Origin of the sequence: Hyphomicrobium sp. 1Nfss2.1 (assembly GCF_965243865.1) — a bacterium.
GTDB lineage: Bacteria > Pseudomonadota > Alphaproteobacteria > Rhizobiales > Hyphomicrobiaceae > Hyphomicrobium_A.
This window is the reverse complement of record NZ_OZ251603.1, coordinates 2,201,677-2,222,227: the sequence shown is the minus strand read 5'-3', so window position 1 is coordinate 2,222,227 and position 20,551 is coordinate 2,201,677. Positions and strand designations below refer to the sequence as shown.

General features: G+C 63.7%; 16 protein-coding genes. 13 read left to right on the top strand and 3 right to left on the bottom strand.

Features of this window, described 5'->3' with window-relative positions; genetic code table 11:
- Positions 1-211 precede the first annotated feature (211 nt).
- A complete protein-coding gene (locus ACP15D_RS10825; RefSeq protein ID WP_424957509.1) occupies positions 212-2,494 on the bottom strand; it encodes an NADP-dependent malic enzyme in 2,283 nt (760 codons plus the stop codon).
- Between the two features lie 176 nt (positions 2,495-2,670).
- Between ACP15D_RS10825 and mutS the strand changes: the two genes are divergently transcribed.
- Together mutS and ACP15D_RS10815 are read left to right on the top strand one after the other, a co-directional pair.
- Entirely contained in the window at positions 2,671-5,532 is a 2,862-nt protein-coding gene (mutS, locus tag ACP15D_RS10820; RefSeq protein ID WP_424957508.1) for a DNA mismatch repair protein MutS, read from the top strand.
- Positions 5,533-5,573: 41 nt separating this feature from the next.
- Complete coding sequence (locus ACP15D_RS10815; protein WP_424957507.1) at positions 5,574-8,363, top strand: [protein-PII] uridylyltransferase; 2,790 nt, start codon at positions 5,574-5,576, stop codon at positions 8,361-8,363.
- A gap of 20 nt (positions 8,364-8,383) precedes the next feature.
- Here the strand turns inward: ACP15D_RS10815 and ACP15D_RS10810 are convergent, their stop codons facing one another.
- Together ACP15D_RS10810 and ACP15D_RS10805 are read right to left on the bottom strand one after the other, a co-directional pair.
- Positions 8,384-9,511 (bottom strand): OmpA family protein, encoded by a 1,128-nt coding sequence (locus ACP15D_RS10810; RefSeq protein ID WP_424957506.1) that lies wholly within the window; start codon positions 9,509-9,511, stop codon positions 8,384-8,386.
- Positions 9,512-9,613: 102 nt separating this feature from the next.
- On the bottom strand, positions 9,614-10,273 hold the full coding sequence (locus ACP15D_RS10805; protein ID WP_424957505.1) for a rhomboid family intramembrane serine protease: 660 nt from the start codon (positions 10,271-10,273) through the stop codon (positions 9,614-9,616).
- Between the two features lie 136 nt (positions 10,274-10,409).
- Here ACP15D_RS10805 and murJ point away from each other — a divergent pair, with 136 nt between their 5' ends.
- From murJ to ACP15D_RS10750, 11 genes are all read left to right on the top strand, one after another.
- Entirely contained in the window at positions 10,410-11,996 is a 1,587-nt protein-coding gene (murJ, locus tag ACP15D_RS10800; protein WP_424957504.1) for a murein biosynthesis integral membrane protein MurJ, read from the top strand.
- Positions 11,997-12,199: 203 nt separating this feature from the next.
- Positions 12,200-13,258 carry a tryptophan--tRNA ligase gene (trpS, locus tag ACP15D_RS10795; protein WP_424957503.1) on the top strand — a complete coding sequence of 353 codons (1,059 nt, stop codon included), beginning with the start codon at positions 12,200-12,202 and terminating at the stop codon, positions 13,256-13,258.
- A gap of 166 nt (positions 13,259-13,424) precedes the next feature.
- On the top strand, positions 13,425-13,934 hold the full coding sequence (locus tag ACP15D_RS10790; protein WP_424957502.1) for a universal stress protein: 510 nt from the start codon (positions 13,425-13,427) through the stop codon (positions 13,932-13,934).
- Between the two features lie 129 nt (positions 13,935-14,063).
- Positions 14,064-14,618 (top strand): NifU family protein, encoded by a 555-nt coding sequence (locus tag ACP15D_RS10785; RefSeq protein WP_424957501.1) that lies wholly within the window; start codon positions 14,064-14,066, stop codon positions 14,616-14,618.
- A 70-nt stretch (positions 14,619-14,688) separates the two neighbouring features.
- A complete protein-coding gene (locus ACP15D_RS10780; RefSeq protein ID WP_424959219.1) occupies positions 14,689-15,279 on the top strand; it encodes a malonic semialdehyde reductase in 591 nt (196 codons plus the stop codon).
- A 58-nt stretch (positions 15,280-15,337) separates the two neighbouring features.
- The gene (gene tsaB / locus ACP15D_RS10775) at positions 15,338-16,033 is read left to right on the top strand and encodes a tRNA (adenosine(37)-N6)-threonylcarbamoyltransferase complex dimerization subunit type 1 TsaB (protein WP_424957500.1); all 696 of its coding nucleotides are present in this window, start codon (positions 15,338-15,340) and stop codon (positions 16,031-16,033) included.
- Positions 16,030-16,518 (top strand): ribosomal protein S18-alanine N-acetyltransferase, encoded by a 489-nt coding sequence (gene rimI / locus ACP15D_RS10770; protein WP_083555659.1) that lies wholly within the window; start codon positions 16,030-16,032, stop codon positions 16,516-16,518. Before tsaB ends, rimI begins: the two co-directional genes overlap by 4 nt.
- An 80-nt stretch (positions 16,519-16,598) precedes the next feature.
- Positions 16,599-17,042, top strand: coding sequence for a Fur family transcriptional regulator (locus ACP15D_RS10765; protein WP_424957499.1), 444 nt, complete (start codon positions 16,599-16,601; stop codon positions 17,040-17,042).
- A gap of 17 nt (positions 17,043-17,059) precedes the next feature.
- Positions 17,060-17,941 carry a lysophospholipid acyltransferase family protein gene (locus ACP15D_RS10760; RefSeq protein ID WP_424957498.1) on the top strand — a complete coding sequence of 294 codons (882 nt, stop codon included), beginning with the start codon at positions 17,060-17,062 and terminating at the stop codon, positions 17,939-17,941.
- Between the two features lie 77 nt (positions 17,942-18,018).
- Positions 18,019-19,437, top strand: coding sequence for a tRNA (N6-isopentenyl adenosine(37)-C2)-methylthiotransferase MiaB (gene miaB / locus ACP15D_RS10755; protein WP_424957497.1), 1,419 nt, complete (start codon positions 18,019-18,021; stop codon positions 19,435-19,437).
- A gap of 118 nt (positions 19,438-19,555) precedes the next feature.
- Positions 19,556-20,551: a PhoH family protein gene (locus tag ACP15D_RS10750; RefSeq protein WP_424957496.1), complete on the top strand. Its 996-nt coding sequence runs from the start codon at positions 19,556-19,558 to the stop codon at positions 20,549-20,551.

Here is a 20,551-nt window from a genome sequence, read left to right as displayed (position 1 = left end):
AGATTTGCGTGCGGCGAGCGTCGAGCAAGCTGATATCCGGCTCATTTTTGCGCCGCCGATTCACGTCCTCGCTGATAGGCGCTCGGACGATCGGGGCGTGGCGCCGGGCGCCCTTGGCGCCTGAGCATGGCGTGCTTTGCTCGCCATGCTGATTGGACTGGACCCTCGGCATGAAGCCGAGGATGACAGGTGAGGCGCGCGAAGGCGCGGGTCAGCGGCCGGCGTCGTGGGCGGCGATGGCGGCCATGTTGACGAGGTCGCTGTCCTTGGCGCCGAAGCCGCAGATCTGAACCGGTCGCGAAAGGCCAACGAGGATCGGGCCGATCACGGTTGCACCGCCGAGTTCTGACAGCATGCTGGTGGCGATTGAGGCGGCATGAAAGGCCGGCATGATCAGCACGTTGGCGGTGTCGGACAGACGGCAGAACGGATAATGCCACATCAGATCGCGATTGAGCGCGACGTCAGCTGCCATGTCGCCGTCATACTCAAAATCGACTTGGCGTTCGTCGAGTAGAGCGATGGCCTCGCGGATCTGGTCGGAGCGCTCGCCGCGCGGCTGGCCGAAGGTGGAATAGGCGAGCAAGGCAACGCGCGGTTCGATGCCGAAATTGCGGGCAGCGCGGGCGGCCTCAACGGTGATGTCGGCAAGCTGGGCGGCGGTCGGCACCTCGTGCACGCTGGTGTCGGCGACGAGCACGGCGCGTCCGCGCACGATGGCGAGGGAAACGCCTATCACGGTGCGGCCGGGCTCAGGGTCGAGTACGCGCTGCACATCGTCGAAGACATTGCGCCAGTTGCGCGTGATGCCAGTGACGAGCGCGTCGGCATTGCCATGCGCGACCATCAAAGCACCGAAGATGTTGCGCTCGTTCGCGGCGAGGCGCTGACAATCGCGGCGCAAGTAGCCACGGCGCTGCAGGCGCGCGTAGAGGTAGTTGGTGAACTCCTCCAGATGCGGGCTCTTGCGCATGTCGACGATTTCGTACTCGGGTCGAAGCGACATGCCGAGCGCGCGGAATTGCTCGCGAACGGCGTCAGCGTTGCCGACAAGGATCGGAACGCCGAAGCCTTGCGAGAAGTAGCTGTTGGCGGCGCGGATCGCGGCGGGCTCCTCGCCTTCGGCGAAGATCATGCGTTTGGGGTCCTGGCGCACGGCGCTGTAGGTGGATTGCAGCCAGCCCGCGATCGGGTCGAGGCGGCCTTCGAGGCGCGCGACATAGGCTTCCATGTCGACGATGGGCTTGCGGGCGACGCCGGAATCCATGGCTGCTTTCGCGACAGCGACGGGGACAGTGGAAATGAGGCGCGGATCGAAGGGCGCGGGGATGATGTACTCGGCGCCAAAGGTGGCGTGCCGGCCGTAAAATGCGGCGGCGACTTGGTCGGGGACCTCGGCGCGGGCGAGCTCGGCAAGCGCGTGCGCGGCGGCGACTTTCATCGCTTCATTGATCGTGGAGGCGCGCACGTCGAGGGCGCCGCGGAAGATGAAGGGGAAGCCGAGGACGTTGTTGATCTGGTTCGGGTAGTCGGAGCGGCCGGTCGCCATGATGGCGTCGTCGCGGACGGCTGCAACCTCCTCGGGTGTGATCTCTGGGTCGGGATTGGCCATGGCGAAGATGATCGGCTTTGGCGCCATCGAGCGCACCATCTCCTGGGTGACGGCGCCCTTAGCGGAGAGGCCGAAGAATGCGTCGGCGCCTTTCAGGGCATCAGCGAGCGTGCGCGCCTTGGTCTTGGCGGCGAAGGCCGACTTCCACTGGTTCATGCCGTCTTTGCGGCCCTGGTAGATGACGCCCTTGGTGTCGCAAAGGATGACGTTCTGCTTGGGGATGCCGAGATTGACCGCAAGCTCGAGGCAGGCGATGCCGGCGGCGCCGGCGCCGTTCACGACAAGCTTGATATCCTTCAGGTCGCGGCCGGTCAGCTCGGCAGCGTTGATGAGGCCGGCAGCGGCGATGATCGCGGTGCCGTGCTGGTCGTCATGGAAAACGGGGATGTCGAGCAGCTCTTTCAACCGCTGCTCGATGATGAAGCAGTCCGGCGCCTTGATGTCTTCGAGGTTGATACCGCCGAACGAGGGGCCGAGGTAGCGCACCGAATTGATGAACTGGTCAGGGTCCTCGGTGCTAACGAGAAGGTCGATGGCGTCGATGTCGGCGAAGCGCTTGAACAGCGCGCCCTTGCCTTCCATGACCGGTTTGGCTGCAAGCGCGCCGAGATTGCCGAGCCCGAGAATGGCCGTGCCGTTGGAGACCACGGCGACCAAGTTGCCCTTGTTGGTGTAGTCGTAGGCGGCGGCAGGATTTTCCGCTATTGCGAGCACCGGAACCGCAACGCCGGGCGAATAGGCAAGTGCGAGGTCGCGTTGCGTCGTCAGCGGCTTGGTTGGCGTGATCTCCAGCTTGCCGGGCTTTCCCTGGGCGTGAAACTGCAACGCTTCCTGGTCGGTGAAGCGCGCCTTGGCTGCCTTGGAGCTGCGGGCGGTGGTCATGGGAGGATGTCCGGTTGAACGGGCGCGAACCATATGCTCGCAGGCGTGATCAAACAATCACTTAGAAGATGCGGCTGTGTTGTCCGTGAACAAGTCCGGCGCAGCGTTTGACCCCTGTGGCGGTCTCGTTATCGTTGCGAGCCGCTGAGGGGAGCGGCAGTGGGGGACAGCCGCCAATGGCGGGAAAGCGCGCAAGAATAAGAGATTTAGAGGCTTTGCCGGAGGGCGCTGCGGTGCAGGATCAGGCGCCCGCAGCGCCTCGGAGCGTCGCTGACGCGCAGGCCACTGCGGCGCCCGCGTCTCCGACTAATGTCGAAGCCACGCCATCGATGGCGCAGTTCCTGGAGATCAAGGCGGCGAACCCCGATTGTCTGCTCTGGTATCGCATGGGCGATTTCTACGAGCTGTTCTTCGAGGACGCAGTGGCGGCCTCGGCAACGCTCGGCATCGTGCTCACGAAGCGCGGAAAGCATTTGGGTGAAGACATCCCGATGTGCGGCGTGCCGATCCATCGCGCGGACGAATATCTGCACCGGCTGATCAAGGCTGGCCATCGCGTGGCGGTGGCCGAGCAGCTCGAAGATCCGGCGGAGGCGCGCAAGCGCGGGGCAAAGGCGGTGGTGCGCCGCGATGTGGTGCGTCTCGTGACGCCGGGCACGCTGACCGAGGACACGCTGCTCGATGAGAAGGCGCGCAACTATCTGACGGCACTGTACCGCAGCGGCGGGCAAGGCACCGGCAGTGCGCTGGCGATGGATGGCGGTCTCGCGCTGGCCTCGGTCGACATCTCGACCGGTGAGGTGGAAGTCGGTGAGGTGATGGGCGCCGACCTCCCCGGTGAGCTGGCGCGCCTCTCTCCGAGCGAGGTGATCCTACCTGATGCGCTTTATGCCGATGGCGAGCTGCGCGCCTGGGTGGAGCGGGTCGGGGCGGCTCCGACGCCGGTGCCGGGGGCCTATTTCGACAGCCTCGCGGGCGAAGCGGGGCTCAAGGCGCAGTTGAAGGTGGCGGAGCTTGGCGCGTTCGGCAGCTTTTCGAGGGCGGAGCTGGCGGCGATCGGCGCGGCGCTGAAATACATCGAGCTGACACAGATGGGGCGGGCGCCGGTTCTGCGCGCGCCGAAGCGGTCGGGCTCGGATGCGATCCTGCTGATCGATGCGGCGAGCCGCGCCAGCCTGGAGCTGGTGCGTTCGGCGTCGGGTGAGAAGCAGGGCTCGCTGCTGTCGGCGATCGATCGCACGCTTACGGGTGCGGGTGCGCGCGAGCTGGCGGCGCGGCTCGCGAGCCCGCTACGTGACGTCAACCGCATCAATGCGCGCCTCGATGCCGTGGGATACCTCGTTGATCAGGAGAACCTGAGGCGCGATCTGCGCGAGGCGCTGCGTTCCGCTCCCGATATTGCGCGCGCCATCTCTCGGCTCGGGTTCGGGCGCGGCTCGCCGCGCGATCTGGGTGCCGTGCGCGATGGGCTCGGCGTGGCAGAAGGTTGCGCTCGCCTGCTGACTGCGGCCGGTGCCGGCATGGGGCTGCCGGCCGAACTGGGGCGCATGGCGGGAGAGTTGACCGTTGTCGCCGGCAGGCTGCGCGAGGAGTTGCAATCGGCGCTCGCCGATGAGCTGCCGCACCTGAAGCGCGATGGTGCCTTCGTGCGGGCGGGCTATCGAGCCGAACTCGACGAAGCGCGGCGGCTGAAGGAGGACGGCCGCGGCGTGATGGCCGGGCTCGAAGCCAAATACGTCGAGCTGACCGGCGTAAAAACGCTGAAGGTGCGTCACAACAACATTCTCGGTTTCTACATCGAGGTGACGCAGGGCAACGCCAAGCCGCTGCTCGAAGGGCCGCTGGCAGAGCAATTCCGGCATCGCCAGACGATGGCGAATGCGGTGCGCTTCTCGACGCTGGAGCTGGTCGACATCGAAGGACGCATCGCTTCGGCGACGGAGCGGGCGCTGAACCTCGAGCAGGAGATTTTTGCCGAGCTCGCCGCGGCGATTCAAAAGGAAGCCGATGCGCTCGGGCGTGTCGCGGCGGCGATTGCCGATCTCGATGCGACGGCGGCTCTGGCGGAGTTGGCGCGCTTCGAAGGCTACACGCGCCCGCAGATCGATACGAGCCAGGTGTTCGATATCCGCGGTGGTCGCCATCCGGTGGTCGAGCAGGCACTGCGTGCAGCCAAGGCGAATGCGTTCATCGAGAACGATTGCGTTCTGGGTGAAGGCGCTGGCGCTGGCGGCGATGAGGAGATGGCCAAGGGACGAATCTGGCTGGTCACCGGCCCGAACATGGCGGGCAAATCCACATTCTTGCGCCAGGCCGCGCTCATTACCGTATTGGCGCAGATGGGCTCCTATGTGCCGGCGCGCTCGGCGATGATCGGCGTGGTGGACCGGCTGTTCAGCCGCGTCGGCGCTTCGGACGATCTGGCGCGCGGTCGGTCGACATTCATGGTGGAGATGGTCGAGACCGCGGCGATCCTCAATCAGGCGAGTGAGCGTTCGCTCGTCATCTTGGACGAGATCGGACGCGGCACGGCGACGTTCGACGGCCTCTCTATTGCATGGGCGACCGTCGAGTATCTGCATGATGTGCTCAAAGCGCGGGCATTGTTTGCAACGCACTATCACGAGCTGACAGTGCTTGCGCGGCGGCTCGATGGCGTCGCAAACGTGACGATCGATGTGCGCGAATGGCACGATGAGATCGTGTTTCTACACAAAGTGAAGCCCGGGGCGGCGGACCGGTCTTACGGAATTCAGGTTGCCAAGCTTGCCGGGCTGCCGAGCGATGTCGTTGCCAGGGCACGTGAGGTGCTGGGGTTGCTCGAAAAGAGCGAAAGCCGCAAGAACGCCAAGAACGGCGGCCTCGACGAGTTGCCACTCTTTGCTGTAAGTCGCACGGTGATCACTGCTCCGCCGGCGGGACCCTCGCCGCTGGAGAGGGCCGTCGACGACTTGCAGCCTGATGAGCTGAGCCCGCGCGCGGCGCTCGATATGCTCTACAGGCTCAAGGCGATGCGGCGGGGCGAGCCGGAACGCTAGGCTAGGAGAATTGCGGTCAGTCAGCCGACGCCGCGCAGGCTATGGACAAGGCAATCCTACAGACCGCACCCTATTTCGACTCGCAGCAACTGCGTGTCGAGTTGACCGCAAATCTCCGCGCCAATGGTGACGATATCCAGAGGGCGCGGCCTGCCATGGTCGAGCGGCTAAAGCAGCTGGTCGCGGACGCGCGCGATGCGGCGCGCAAGGGCTTGGAGGCCGATCACAAGGGGCGGCGGTGTGCCGCTGGTCTGTCGCAGTTTCAGGATGAGCTAACACGCGTCCTTTACGATTACACGGTCGCGCACGTCTACCGGGCAACCAATCCCTCGGACGCGGAGCGTATGGCGATCGTGGCGACCGGCGGATACGGGCGCGCGTTGCTTGCCCCTGGGTCCGATATCGATCTGCTGTTCCTGCTGCCATACAAGCAGACGGCATGGGGCGAGAGCGTCGCCGAATACATGCTGTATGTGCTGTGGGACCTCGGCTTCAAGGTTGGACACGCGACGCGCACGGTCGACCAGTGCATCAAGATGAGCAGCGACATCACGGTGCGCACGTCGATGCTGGATGCGCGGCTCATTCACGGCGATGCGCAGCTCTACAGCGAGTTCGAGGATCGCTTCCGCAACGAGGTGGTGGCGGGCACGGCGCGCGACTTCATCGACGCCAAGATGGAAGAGTACGACTCACGCCACAAGCAGACAGGCGGCAGCCGGTATCGCGTCGAGCCGAACGTGAAGGACGGCAAAGGCGGCCTGCGCGATCTGCATACGCTGCACTGGCTGTCGAAGTATCTCTATGGGCAGGGCGTCGGCGCGGCGACTGTGGCCGCGGGTATCTTTCAGCCCGACGAAGTGGCGACGTTCCGGCGCTGCGAAGATTTTCTCTGGACGGTGCGCTGCTTTTTGCATTTCGGCAGCGGGCGTGCCGAAGAGGTGCTGACGTTCGACGTGCAGCCGTGGCTGGCGCGGCAGCTCGGCTACCATGACCGCGGCGGGTTGCGCAGCGTCGAACGCTTCATGAAGCACTACTTTCTCGTCGCCAAGGAGGTCGGTGACTTGACGACGATCCTGTGCTCAGCGCTGGAGATGCAGCAGCTCAAGGCGTCGCCGGGCATCTCACGCTTCCTGCGTCCGCTGAACTGGAAGCAGCGCCGACAGTTGCGTGTGCGCACGGACTTTCGCATCGACAACGATCGGCTCAACGTTGCCGATCCGGATGTGTTCAAACGCGATCCGGTGAACCTGATACGCTTTTTCGCCGAAGCGCATCTGTCAAACTCGTTCCTGCATCCGGATGCAATCCGCCTGTTGCGGCAGTCGCAACGGCTCATCGACGATAGCCTGCGCGAAAACCCCGAAGCAAACCGGATTTTCATCGAGCTGCTGACCGGGCACGCCAACCCGGAGATGTCGCTGCGGCGCATGAATGAGGCGGGCGTGCTGGGGCGCTTCGTGCCGGAATTCGGGCGCGTCGTCGGCATGACGCAGTTCAACATGTATCACAGCTATACGGTCGACGAGCATTTGGTACGCACGGTCGGAATGCTGGCGGACATCGAGCGCGGCGGTACGGGCGATGAGCTGCCGCTATCGACGGAGATCATCGGGACGGTCAAGAACCGTCGCGCGCTTTATGTGGCAGCGTTCCTGCACGACATCGGCAAGGGGCAGACAGAGGATCACTCGATCGTCGGTGCGCGCATCGCCCGCGTATTGGGGCCGCGGCTCGGCCTTACGCCGGCAGAGACCGAGACGACGGCGTGGCTGATCGAGCATCACCTGACAATGAGCAATATCGCGCAGAGCCGCGATCTGTCCGACCCGAAGACGATCCGGGATTTTGCGGACGTGGTGCAGAGCCCTGAGCGGCTGAAGCTGTTGTTGCTTCTCACGGTTGCGGATATCCGCGCGGTGGGGCCGGGCGTTTGGAATGGCTGGAAAGGCCAGTTGCTGCGCACACTTTACTACGAGACCGAACCGCTGGTGGCTGGCGGTCACACGCAGATGCAGCGCGGCCAGCGCACGGCGGAGGCGCAGATCGCGCTGCGCCAGTCTTTGACGGATTGGTCCAACGAGGAGATCGATCGCTACATAGAGCGGCATTATCCGGACTATTGGCTGCGGACCGATGCTGAACGGCGAGTCGAGCATGCGCGCCTTTTGCGCCGAGCCGAGCTTGAAGGGCTGCATCTTGCCACGGACACGCGCACCGATGCCTTTACCGCTATTACAGAGCTGACCATCGTCGCGCCCAATCATCCGCGGCTGCTGTCATTGTTTGCTGGCGCGTGCGCGGCGGCGGGCGCCAACATTGCCGGCGCACACATCATGACGACGCGGGATGGCTATGCGCTGGATACGTTCCTGCTCAACCGCGCGTTCAGTGACGACGAAGACGAGCTGCGGCGGGGCAAGCGGATCGGGGATCTGATCGGGCGGCTGCTGCGTGGCGATGCTTGGCTGGACTCGCTACTGGCTGACCGCGGACCGCCGACGCGCCGAGTGATGGCGTTCACGGTGGAGCCGGACGTCATCATCAACAATGGCTTGTCGGATCAGTTCACAGTGATCGAGGTGGCGGGTCGCGATCGTCCGGGTCTTCTGTACCAGCTGACGAGCACGCTCTCGAACCTGATGCTCGACATTACATCGGCGCACGTGACGACGTTCGGCGAGAAGGCCGTCGACGTGTTCTACGTGACGGACCTGACGGGGAAGAAGGTCGACGGCAAGCAGCGGCAGGAAACGATCCGCAAAGGGCTGCTCGAGGTTCTCGGAGAGCCGCGCGAGGATGCGCAGGTGGTGGCGCCTCCGGCCGAATAGACGTGGCAGCGTCTTTCTGATCAACGGGAGACGAGAAGCTCGACGCGGCGGTCGAGCTGCCAGAGGTCTTCCTGGCTGAAGTCTCCTCGCACGACCCCGGTGTAGGGCTCCGATTTGCCCTTGGGGACGAGATCCAGCTGTCCGCCGTAGCCGCCTTCTCGCAGGAAGCGCGCCACCGTCTCGAGCCGGTCGCGGGACAGGTTCATGTTGAGCTGGTCGCTGCCGCGCTCGTCTGCGTGGCCCGTGAGCGTGATCTTGGGAAACCGCTTGATCTGCAGATATTCGAGCAGAAGCTTGGCGGCGCGGCGGCCTTCGCCCGTCAGCGTGGCCTCGTTGTAGACGAAGGTGACGGGGACGGGCACTGAAGCGCGCGGGGACGCTTCGGGCAAATTGGTGGCGAACGCAGCGACGGCGGACTTCTGTGTGGAGGCGCTTCCGGGCGGCGGCGTGCTTTCGCGGGCCGGTGCTGTTGCGGCGCTGCTGGACGGCGCGGCTGCGGCAGGCGCTGTCGGTGCAACGGCAGGCTCTGGGACGGTGGCGCGGTCCTCGGTCTTTCCCTCGGCCTTGCGCGCTTCGGCGACCATGCCTTCGAGGCTCTTCAGCATGTCGGAGGTGACAGCGCGAGCGGTCTTCTGGCTAGGTTCGGCAGACGCCGAGGCGGAGGCTGAAGGTTTCTTCGGCGCTTTCGGCTCGGCGGCGGCAAAGTCACGCGGGACAGATCCGGGAGGCGCCTTGAACAGCGCTAGCTTGCCATCGGGATTGGAAATCCTTCCCTCGGTCGTGAAGGTCCACTCGCCGTTTTCGTCGACCTGAGCGGTGCCGATCTCTTTGCCGTCGACGGTGATGGTCACCAGCGAATTGGGTTCGCCGCGGCCGGCAAAGACGGAGGCGCCCTCGGGATCGATGCGCGCGATGTCGAAGCTCGCCGAGCCATCGGAGGGTGTGGGGTTACGCTCGAGGGCTTTGTGCAGTGCGTCGATGTCGTCAGCAGGCTGCTTATTGGCCGCTTCGTCTTGTTTTGCCGGTTTTTCCTGCTTCTGGGCCTCACGCTCGACAGTGGGAAGCTGCGGTTCGAGACCGAGCAGCCAGACGGCTCCGCCGAAGAGCATCAGCAGTAGAAGGACGAATGTAAAAGCCAGCCGCAGCATCGCATTTTCCCGAGCTTTGGCACGCAGCCTCGGCACCAACCAAACTGATGCGCCAATTAGCCCAAGGGTTCAAGGCGAGGCAATGGCAATTGCGCTGTCCGGTCAGGCGGAAATGCGCGGATCGTTACTATTGCCTCGGAAGAGGAAAGCCATCAGGAAGCCCGCCACGAAGCCGCCGACATGGGCCATGAAGGCGACGCCCCCCTGTTCCTCGCCCTGGGTGGTGGCCAGGGATCCGACGCTGGAGAAGAGCTGGAGGCCGAACCAGAGGCCGAGGACGAGAATTGCCGGTACGGCAACGACCCCGCCGCGCATCAGGACGTTGACCTTTCCGTGGGGGAACATCAGCAGATAAGCGCCGAGCACGCCAGCGATGGCACCGGAGGCGCCGAGGTTGGGGATGTTGGAGGCGGGATTGATGAAGTACTGGGCGAACGTCGCGGCGATGCCGGCGAGCAGGTAGAACAGCAAATACTTCAGGTGGCCGAAGTTGTCCTCGACGTTGTCACCGAAGATCCAGAGATAGAGCATATTGCCGCCGAGATGCATCCAGCTGCCATGCATGAACATGGCGGTGAAGACCGTTACCAGGCTGCCGGATGGATCGGCGCCGAAACGTGCCGGGGTAAAGGCCCATTGCTGGATGAAGGCCTCCCCCGCCTGGGTCTCCTGCAGGAAGACGAGCACATTGATGGCGATGAGGGCGTAGGTGACAAACGGCGTTGAACGCCGCGTGGAATTGTCATCTCCCAGGGGGAACATCGGCCCTATCCTCCACAGCCTACGTGCATCGTTGTCACGCAATCACGGTAGCGATGTCAACGTTGGCGCAAATGGCAGCAAGTGCAGCAAGAGGCCGCTTGCTCTCCGCTCAAGGCTCCGCTACCGCTCACCGCCCATGAAGCTCTATCGCTCCTTCGCGACCGTCGGCGGCCTCACGCTGTTGAGCCGCGTATTCGGCTTTCTACGCGACATCTTGATTGCCGCGATCCTGGGATCGGGCATGGTGGCAGATGCGTTCTTCGTGGCGTTCAGGTTTCCCAACCTGTTCCGGCGGCTGTTCGGCGAAGGCGCGTTCAACGCCGCGTTCGTGCCGCTGTTCGCCAAGCGCCTGGAGGGCGAGGGGAAGGAGACCGCGCGGGCGTTCGCCGAGGAGGCGATGTCGGGGCTGGTCTTTATCCTGCTGATCCTGACGGTGATCGCCGAGATCAGCATGCCGCTGCTGATGTATGGGCTGGCGCCGGGGTTCAGTGAGACTCCGGAAAAGTTCGACCTGGCGGTGCTGCTGACCCGAATCACGATGCCCTACCTCATGTGCATGTCACTGGTGGCGCTGATGTCGGGGGTGTTGAACTCGTTCGGGAAGTTCGTCGAAAGCTCATCCGTCTCGATCGTGCTCAACGTCACCATGATGGCGGCCACGCTGATTGGCTTGTGGCTCGGCTATCAGAACGATCCGACGGCCGGTGTGATTCAGGCGTGGGGCGTGTTCGCCGCCGGTATCCTGCAACTCGTGGTCCTGCTCGATGGTCTGCGCCGCAATGGTATTTGGCTGAAGCTGCGCAGGCCACGGATGACGGAAGGCATGCGCCGCCTCATCCAGCTGGGCATTCCGGGTGTGATCGCTGGTGGCGTGACGCAGATCAACATCGTGATCGGCACGGTGATCGCGTCGATGCAGAACGGCGCGGTCTCGTATCTCTACTACGCTGACCGGCTGTATGAACTACCGCTTGCGATCGTGGGGATCGCCATCGGCGTGGTGCTGCTGCCGGACGTGGCGCGGCATCTCAGGGCTGAGAACCATGAAGCGGTGATGGACAGCCAGAACCGCTCGTTAGAGTTTGCGATGCTGCTGACGCTGCCGGCGGCGGTGGCGCTCGCTGTGGTACCGACTCAAATTGTAGCATCGCTGTTCGAGCGCGGGGCTTTCACGGCTTCCGATACGCCAGCAACGGCGTGGGCGCTGGCGATATTCGCGATCGGTCTGCCGAGCTTCGTGCTGATCAAGGTATTCTCGCCGGCGTACTTTGCGCGCGAGGACACGCGCACGCCGATGATCTACGCGACGATCAGCCTAACGGCGAATACGATTGGTTCGATCGCGCTGTTTTTCCTGTTCCGCCATCTGGGCTGGATGCCTCACCTCGGTATCGCAGTTGCCACGACGCTGGGCGGCTTCCTCAATGCCGGACTGCTCTATGCAACTCTGGCCCGGCATGGGCACTTCGTAGCCGACAAGCGGCTGAAGCAGACGCTACCCCGGGTCATTGCGGCGAGCGTCATCATGGGCGTGGTTTTGTGGGTCGTTGCCGATTTGCTCGACGGCAAGTTCAAGCCGCCAACGCCGGAATTCGAACGCGCCGGGGCGCTGATCGCGCTGGTTGGTGCGGGCTTCATCGCGTACGTCGTCGCGGTGTTCGCGACGGGGGCACTGGACCGGAAGCAGCTTCGCCGGTTCCTGTCACGCAAGAGTCCTAGTTGATATTGGGCTGACACGGGCGGCGGGAAGCTTTGTGTGCGGCGGAGGTCGCGCGGGCTGATAGCCGCGCCTCGGCGCGGCGCCCGTCGGGCGCAGAGCATGGCGCGCTGCGCTTACCATGCTGAAGTGGGGCCGGGTTCGGGGTGATGTCTTGCGCGCCGGGGCCGAGCGCGCCATAACGCGCGCAATCACTTCAAGGGGCTCCCATGGCATTCAAAGAGCGCGTCTTTTCCGGCATGCAGCCGACCGGCAGCTTGCACCTGGGCAATTATCTCGGCGCTATGGTGCAGTGGATCGAGATGCAGAAGACGCACGAGTGCATCTATTGCGTCGTCGACCTGCACGCGATCACGGTGTGGCAGGACCCCAAGGAGCTGAAGAACGCAATCCGCCAGGTGACGGCGGCCTATATCGCGTCTGGCCTCGACCCGAAAAAGAGCATTGTCTTCAATCAGAGTCAGGTGGCAGCACACGCCGAACTCGCCTGGGTGTTCAACTGCGTTGCCCGGCTCGGCTGGTTGAACCGTATGACGCAGTTCAAGGAGAAGGCCGGCAAGGACCGCGAGAACGCCTCGGTCGGTCTTTACGCCTATCCGAACCTGATGGCAGCGGACATCCTCGCTTATCAGGCGACGCATGTGCCCGTCGGCGAGGACCAGAAGCAGCATCTCGAGCTTGCCCGCGACATCGCGCAGAAGTTCAACAACGACTTCCGCGATCAGATCGTCGAGGCTGGCTACGAGGATGGCATTTTCTTCCCGCAGCCGGAGCCGGTGATCACTGGGCCGGCGACGCGCGTCATGAGCCTGCGCGATGGTACCAAGAAGATGTCGAAGTCCGAGCCGTCGGACATGTCGCGCATCAACCTGATGGATGATACGGACGTCATCGCCGACAAGATCAAGCGGGCGAAGACCGACATGGAACCCGCGCCGCCAAGCAACATCGAAGAGCTGAAGGCGCGGCCAGAGATCGACAATCTGGTCGGCATCTACGCGGCGCTCGCAGGCACCAGCAAGGAAGCCGGGCTGCAGATGCTGATCGACACCTCGAAAGAGGGGCCGAGCATCTTCACGGGCTTCAAGAAGGCGCTGACCGAGGTCGCGGTGGAGAAGCTGGGGCCGATCCGGGCTGAGATCGTGCGTCTGATGGGCGATCCGGCGGAGATCGACCGTATCCTCGCCGATGGGTCGGCGCGTGCGCGGGTAATCGCGACGCCGATTATGAACCAGGTCAAAGACGTGGTTGGTTTTGTAAGAAGTTGATCGGGGCTGACACAAGCGGCGGGGCGCCGTGCGCCCTTGCCGCCTTCGGCGGCCAAGTGTGGGCTGGCGTCGCCGCTTCGTCGTCTCGCTGCGCTCGACGTTTCCGGGATGACAGGTGTGTGCGAGAGTTATGGCGTGAGTGGCCGCAGCATGGCAGCATGACAAGATGACTACGGGAATCAAACGCCGCTCGTTCGAAGCCGACAAATTTCGGAAGTTTCTCGTGGTCGTCGACGAGACTCCCGAGGTGGAGGCGGCGCTCTATTACGCGGCCAACCGCATGCAGCGCTCATCGGGGACGCTGGTGTTGCTCTACGTCATCGTGCCGCAGGAATTCCAGCACTGGATCAACGTGCGCCAGCAGCAGGTCGAGGAGGAAACAGCGAAGGCAAAGGCGCTGTTCCGGCTGATGCGTCGCAAGCTCAACCTTGCCGGGTATGAGAACGTCGCCTGCGAGGAGGTGATCCGCGAGGGCGCAAAGGGCGAGGAAATCCGCAAGTTGATCGACGAGGACGAGGATATCGCCGTGCTGGTTTTGGGAGCGTCGGCGGAAGCCGCTGGGCCCGGACCGCTGGTCTCATCGCTCGCCGCGGGTAGCTCAATGGGCAAGTTTCCGATCCCGATCACCATCGTGCCGGGGACACTTGCTCTGGAGGATGTCCGCTCCTTGGATTAGAAGGCTCGGATCAGAAGCCTCTCCTGGGCCTCGAAATCTTGGGCCGGGTAGACTATCTTTAGAAAACTTCTAAGCTGAGAATGGAAGGCCGGGCGCGCTCCGGCATGCCAGATCGGAAAGGCTAGGCCGATGTTCATTCAGACCGAAGCGACCCCCAATCCGGCGACGCTCAAGTTCATCCCGGGGAAGTCCGTGCTTTCCGAGGGCACGGCCGACTTCACCGATAAGGGCGAGGCGCTGGCGTCTCCGCTCGCCTCGCGCCTGTTCGATATCAAGGGCGTGCGCGGCGTGTTCCTGGGGTCGGACTTCATCTCCGTCACCAAAGGTGACGAAGAGTGGCAGCACCTGAAGCCCATGATCCTTGGCGCGATCATGGAGCACTACATGTCGGGTGCTCCGACGGTCGAGGAAACGTCCAACGACGAGGAGGGCTCCAGCTCCTACGATCCGAAGGACGAGGCCGTCGTCTCCACGATCAAGGAACTGCTGGAGACGCGCGTGCGTCCGGCGGTGGCGCAAGACGGCGGTGACATCACGTTCTCGGGCTTCCGCGAAGGCGTCGTCTATCTGCACATGCGCGGCGCGTGCTCCGGCTGCCCCAGCTCGACGGCGACGCTGCGGCACGGGATCGAGAACCTGCTTCGGCATTTCTGCCCGGAGGTTCAGGCCGTAGAGGCGGTTTGAGCCGCTCGGGTGCCCATCGCAAACCCCGCCAATTGGCGGGGTTTTTCGTTTCCAACGAGGACTTGAGGAGATCGGCATGCAAGTCGATGACAGCGTGCTCGCCCAGGCATTTCTCGATGCGCGAACGCACAATGCGTGGCAGGCGAAGGACGTGCCCGACAGCCTTTTGCATAGGCTCATCGACATCGTGAAAATGGGGCCGACGAGCGTCAACTGTCAGCCCGCGCGCTTCGTGTTCGTGAAGTCCAAAGAAGCCAAAGAGAAGCTGAAGCCGCTGCTCAGCGAGGGCAACCGCGCAAAGACGATGCAGGCGCCGGTGTGCGTCATCATCGGGTACGATCTAGACTTCTACGAGCATCTGCCAAAGACGTTTCCGCACAAGGACATGCGTGGATCGTTCGCCGGCCAGCCCGAGAAGATTCGCGAGACTGCTTTCCGCAATGGGACACTGCAGGGGGCCTATCTCATTCTTGCTGCGCGTCTTCTGGGACTCGACTGCGGACCGATGTCGGGTTTCGATAATGCTGGCGTCGACGCGGCCTTCTTTGCCGGGACGAGCACTAAATCGAATTTCCTCTGCAACCTCGGCTATGGCGATGCGTCTGTGCTTCGTGAACGGTCGCCGCGGCTCGGCTTCGACGAGATTGGCCGAATTGTCTGACACCCGCGCGTAATTTTCGGGTGGTGTAACCGCCGCGCCATGCGTATAGGCTTCGGACATGCATATTCTCGCTTTCGATACATGTTTCGACGGCTGCTCGGCGTGCGTTGCCGAGTTGCGCGGTGGAGCTGTGTCGGTGCGCAGCTCGCTGCTCGAACGCTTCGAGACGGGGCATGCCGAGCGGCTGATCCCGATGATCGGCGAGGTGATGGCGAAAGCCGATCTCGGCTTCCACCAGATCGATCGCATTGCTGTCACAACTGGTCCAGGTACGTTCACCGGGACGCGGATCGCCATTGCGGCGGCGCGCTCTCTGGCCCTGGCTACAGGGGCCGGTACGATCGGTGCATCGAGCCTTGCGGTCATGGCCGAGGCGGCGCGCGCGAAGATCGGCGACAAACCTATGGCGGTCGTCGTCGATGCGCGACGCGGCGAAGTCTATGCGCAGTTGTTCGGCGCGGGCGGTGGCGCGGATGCAGTCACGGCGCCGATGCTGCTATCGCTCGACGATGCCGCTGGGCTCGGCGGCTCGGAGCCCATTGTGCTCGTCGGCTCGGCCAGCCAGGCCGTGGCAGAGATTGCCGCGCTGAAAGGGCGGGTCAGTTATCCGTTGCTGCCCGATCTCATTCCAGATGCTGTCGCGCTGGCGCATCTTGCCGGATCGCTGCCGCTGTCAGAGACGCCGCTGTCTCCTCTCTACCTGCGTCCACCCGATGCGAAGCCCCAGGATGGAAAGGCCGTCGCTAGAGCATGAGTCAGGCTGCAATCCCACTCGATCCCAGAAACTTCAGTCTTTTGTGGGCGAGCCCCGATCGGGCCGAAGAGATAGCTGCTCTGCACGCCCAGTTGTTCGATCCGCCTTGGGACGCTGCCAGCATCACCAATTCCATCGAACATCCGGCATCTGCCTCGTTTATCGCGCAGGTGCGTGAGCCCAATGCGCTGGTGGGGTTCATCCTCGGCAACATCGCCGCCGATGAGGCGGAGATTCTCTCGGTGGGCGTTGCACCAGAGTGGCAGCGCAGGGGAATTGGCCGGCGCATGGTCGAGGGGCTCGTGCGCGCGGCGCGGCGGGCGGAGGTCAAGCGCGTCTTTCTCGAAGTGGCTTCGGATAACCACGCGGCGGGCGCCCTCTACACGGGCATGGGCTTCGTACCGGCAGGGGGCCGCAAGGGCTATTACAAGCGCTCTGACGGCACCCAGGCGGACGCGATCATCCTCGCGCTCGACTTGGCATAGCCCACCTTCAGAAGTGGACGGCTTGTGGGGGCTTTCCTATAAGTCGGTGACCGTAGCGAGAGTGGAGAAACCACCGCCGCATGGCCGAAGCTGCAAATTCTGGGTTGAGCCGCATCGAACGCCTGTGTGCCGAGCAGGGGCTGCGGATGACCGGCCAGCGGCGCGTCATTGCCCGCATTCTGTCGGCCGCCAAGGATCACCCGGATGTGGAAGAGGTGCATCGCCGGGCGAACGCCGAGGACCCTCGCATCTCGATGTCGACGGTCTACCGCACGCTAAAGCTGTTCGAGCAGAAGGGTATTCTCGAACGGCATGATTTCGGGCTGAAGCGCGGCTTCTATGAGGTTGCCTCGCGCGAGCATCACGACCATCTGATTGATGTTGCCACCGGGCGCGTGATCGAGTTCCGCAACGAGGACATCGAGGCGCTGCAGGAGCGGATCGCGCGCGAGCTCGGATTCAAGCTGGTGGGACATAGGCTCGAGCTTTATGGCGTGCGTGCGAAGTCGGCGAAGAAGCCGTAGCCGACGCGGAGAGAGTTATGGGTGCGTTTCGCGGTGGTGCTGTTCTGGCGGGCTTCTTCGCACTCACGGTGCCTTTGATGCCTGTGCAGGCGCTGCTCGTCCGGTCTCGTTCGCGTCGGGCCCGCACATTTCCGCATTGGTACCATCGCCAGGTCTGCCGCCTGCTCGGCATCCGCATCAAAATTACTGGGAACGTGGCGAGCGATCGCCCGGTGCTGATCATCGCCAATCATACGACGTGGCTGGATATCCCGGTGCTGTCAGCCGTGGCGCCCGTGTCGTTCGTTGCCAAGAAGGAGGTGGCGAGCTGGCCGTTCGTCTCCTCGCTGGCGCGGCTGCAGCGCACGGTATTCGTCGACCGCTCGCGACGTACTGCGGTGGGTACGACGGCGGGCGAGATCACGGGCCGCCTGGCGCGGGGCGACACCATCGTGCTGTTCGCAGAGGGGACCTCGAGCGACGGTAACCGTGTTCTGCCGTTCATGACCTCGCTGTTCGCGGCGGCCAAGCCTTCGGCCGGGGAGGTGGGCGCGGCTCCGGACGCGGTGGTGCAGACGCTGTCTGCCGTCTATACGCGCTTGCATGGCCTGCCACTGGGCCGGGCGGATCGGCCGGCGGTGTCCTGGTTCGGCGACATGGAAATGCGCTCCCACGCCTGGGAACTGCTGAAGGCAGGGCCGCTGGACGTCGAAATCCGCATTGGAGCGCCTGTTCCGCTTTCCAGCTTTACCGATCGCAAGGAACTGGCGCGCCACAGTGAAGGGGAAGTCCGCGAAAACGTCGTGCGCAGCCTGAGGGCCCGGCAGGACGGCGAGAAGGTGGACATCGCCGATCCGGTCGCGGCGCCAGCGGCTGTGAGGGTACGTGTCGCCGCAGATCCGGGCCAAAAGTGGACGTAGGGAGCATCGCTCGATAGACAGGTAGATCCGCGCCGGCTGGCTGGCAGGGCGCGAAGCCGAGCGGTAGTTGGATGCCCATGGACGATCGTCTTCCGGAGATTGAAGAAGATACGGCAACTTCGGTGCTGGCCGAGGCCGCCCAGGCTGAGATGCCGCGGGCTGGACGCAAGGTGTTCGTGCGCACCTTCGGCTGTCAGATGAACGTCTACGATTCCGAGCGCATGACCGAGGCGCTGGCGGCGGACGGATATTCCGAGACGAGCGCCATAGAGGACGCCGATCTCGTCATTCTCAACACCTGCCATATCCGCGAGAAGGCTGCTGAGAAGGTTTACTCGGACCTTGGGCGCATCCGCGTGCTCAAGGAGGAGCGGGCAGCTGCGGGCAGCGACACCGTGGTTGCCGTGGTCGGGTGCGTGGCGCAGGCCGAGGGAGCAGAGATTGCCCGCCGTGCGCCGGTGGTCGACCTCGTCATCGGGCCGCAGAGTTATCATCGCCTGCCGCAGCTCATTAAGCGGTCGCGCGCTGAAGGGCGCTCGCTGGTCGAGACGGAGTTTCCGGAAGAAGAGAAGTTCGCGCACCTCCCGGTGCGGGCGCCCACGCGCAGCGTGACGGCGTTCCTTACCGTGCAGGAGGGATGCGATAAATTCTGCACGTTCTGTGTCGTGCCGTATACGCGCGGCATGGAATATTCGCGCTCTGTCGCGGATATCGAGCGCGAGGCGCGGGCGCTGGTGGATTCAGGCGTGCGCGAGCTGACGCTGCTGGGGCAGAACGTTAATGGCTATCATGGCGAGGGTTCGAACGGGCGCGTGTACTCGCTCGCCGATCTGGTGCGCCATCTGGCGCGCATCGAAGGGTTGGAGCGGCTGCGCTATACGACCAGCCATCCACGCGACATGAGCGATGACCTGATCGCCGCGCATGCCGACGAGCCGAAATTGATGCCCTATCTGCATCTGCCGTTCCAGGCGGGTTCGGATCGCATCCTGGCCGCGATGAACCGGAAGCACACGGCGCAGGAGTACATCGATCTCGTCGCCCGCATTCGGGCCGCGCAGCCGGATCTGGCGCTGTCGACCGATGTGATCGTCGGGTTTCCAGGAGAGACGGACGCCGAGTTCGAAGAAACGCTGGCGGTGTTCGACGAAATTGGCTTTGCAGCCGCATACTCGTTCAAGTACAGCGCCAGGCCCGGCACGCCGGCTGAGAAACTCGATGGCCAGGTATCCGAAGCGGTTAAGACCGAGCGGCTGGCGCGGCTGCAGGCGCGGATCGAAAAACACCAGTCGGACTTTGCCGCGCACTGCGTTGGGCGGACCCTCCCAGTGCTGTTCGAGCGGCCCGGACGCCACCCTGGTCAGCTGATCGGGCGGTCGCCGTTCCTGCAGGGTGTGCATGCCGAAGCGCCTCGAGAACTGCTCGGCCGCATTGTTCCTGTTGAAATTTCGTCCTTCGGTACCAATAGTCTAGCCGGTGTCATACGTCCGGAGTGATGATCCGGTAACGCTATGGCGGCCTTTGGTCTCCCCGGCGCTGCGGGGTGGCCTGTGATTGTGCTAGGTTAATAGTCTCGAAGAGACGATTCGCAGCGAACGACGTCTGGAGCGCCGATTGGCAGCATTTCGTGGGAATCCGGTCGCTGGACCGGGACGATCACCCAAGGCCCAGGTTGCAAGCAAGCGCCTGGTCGTGCCGTTTGAGGACAACCGTCATCTGACGCGTCTCCTCGGAGAATATGACAGTCACCTTGCCCTGATGGAAGATCGTCTCGGAATAGAGGCGCATGCCCATGGCAACGTCGTCACGCTCAGCGGTCCTGAGGCGGAGTGCGATCTGGCGCGGGTAGTGCTGGAAGAGCTCTATGGCCGTGTGGCCGCCGGCGATAGCATTGGCGCGGGCGATTTCGACGGGCTTATCCGCCATGCGCGCGAAGAGAGCGTGCCGGGCGATGGGCAGGCGCAGATCACCACACGACGCCGCGTGGTCAAGGCGCGTACGCCGACGCAGAGCACCTACATCCGGGCGCTGTCCAAATCCGATCTGGTGTTCGGCATCGGTCCGGCGGGCACCGGCAAGACGTACATCGCGGTCGCTTGTGCCGCTCATTGCCTGGAACGCGGTATTGTGGAGCGGATCATTCTGTCGCGTCCGGCGGTGGAAGCGGGCGAGCGGCTGGGCTTCCTTCCGGGCGACATGCGCGAGAAGGTCGATCCTTATCTGCGGCCGCTCTATGATGCGCTCTATGACGTGCTGCCGCCGGAGAAGGTCGAGAAGGACCTTGAAACGGGCGTTATCGAGATCGCCCCGCTGGCCTTCATGCGTGGGCGCACGCTGGCCAACGCCTTCGTCATTCTCGATGAGGCCCAGAATACGACCAGCATGCAGATGAAGATGTTCCTCACCCGCCTCGGCGAAAATTCGAAGATGGTGGTGACGGGCGACCCCAGCCAGATCGACTTGCCGTTCGGTATGAAATCGGGGCTCGAGGAAGCGACGACTCTGCTAGACGGCGTCAAGGGGATCGAGACGATCCGGTTCACCGGCAAGGACGTTGTTCGTCGTGATCTCGTTGCTCGTATCGTTGAAGCATACGACAGGCAGAAGTAG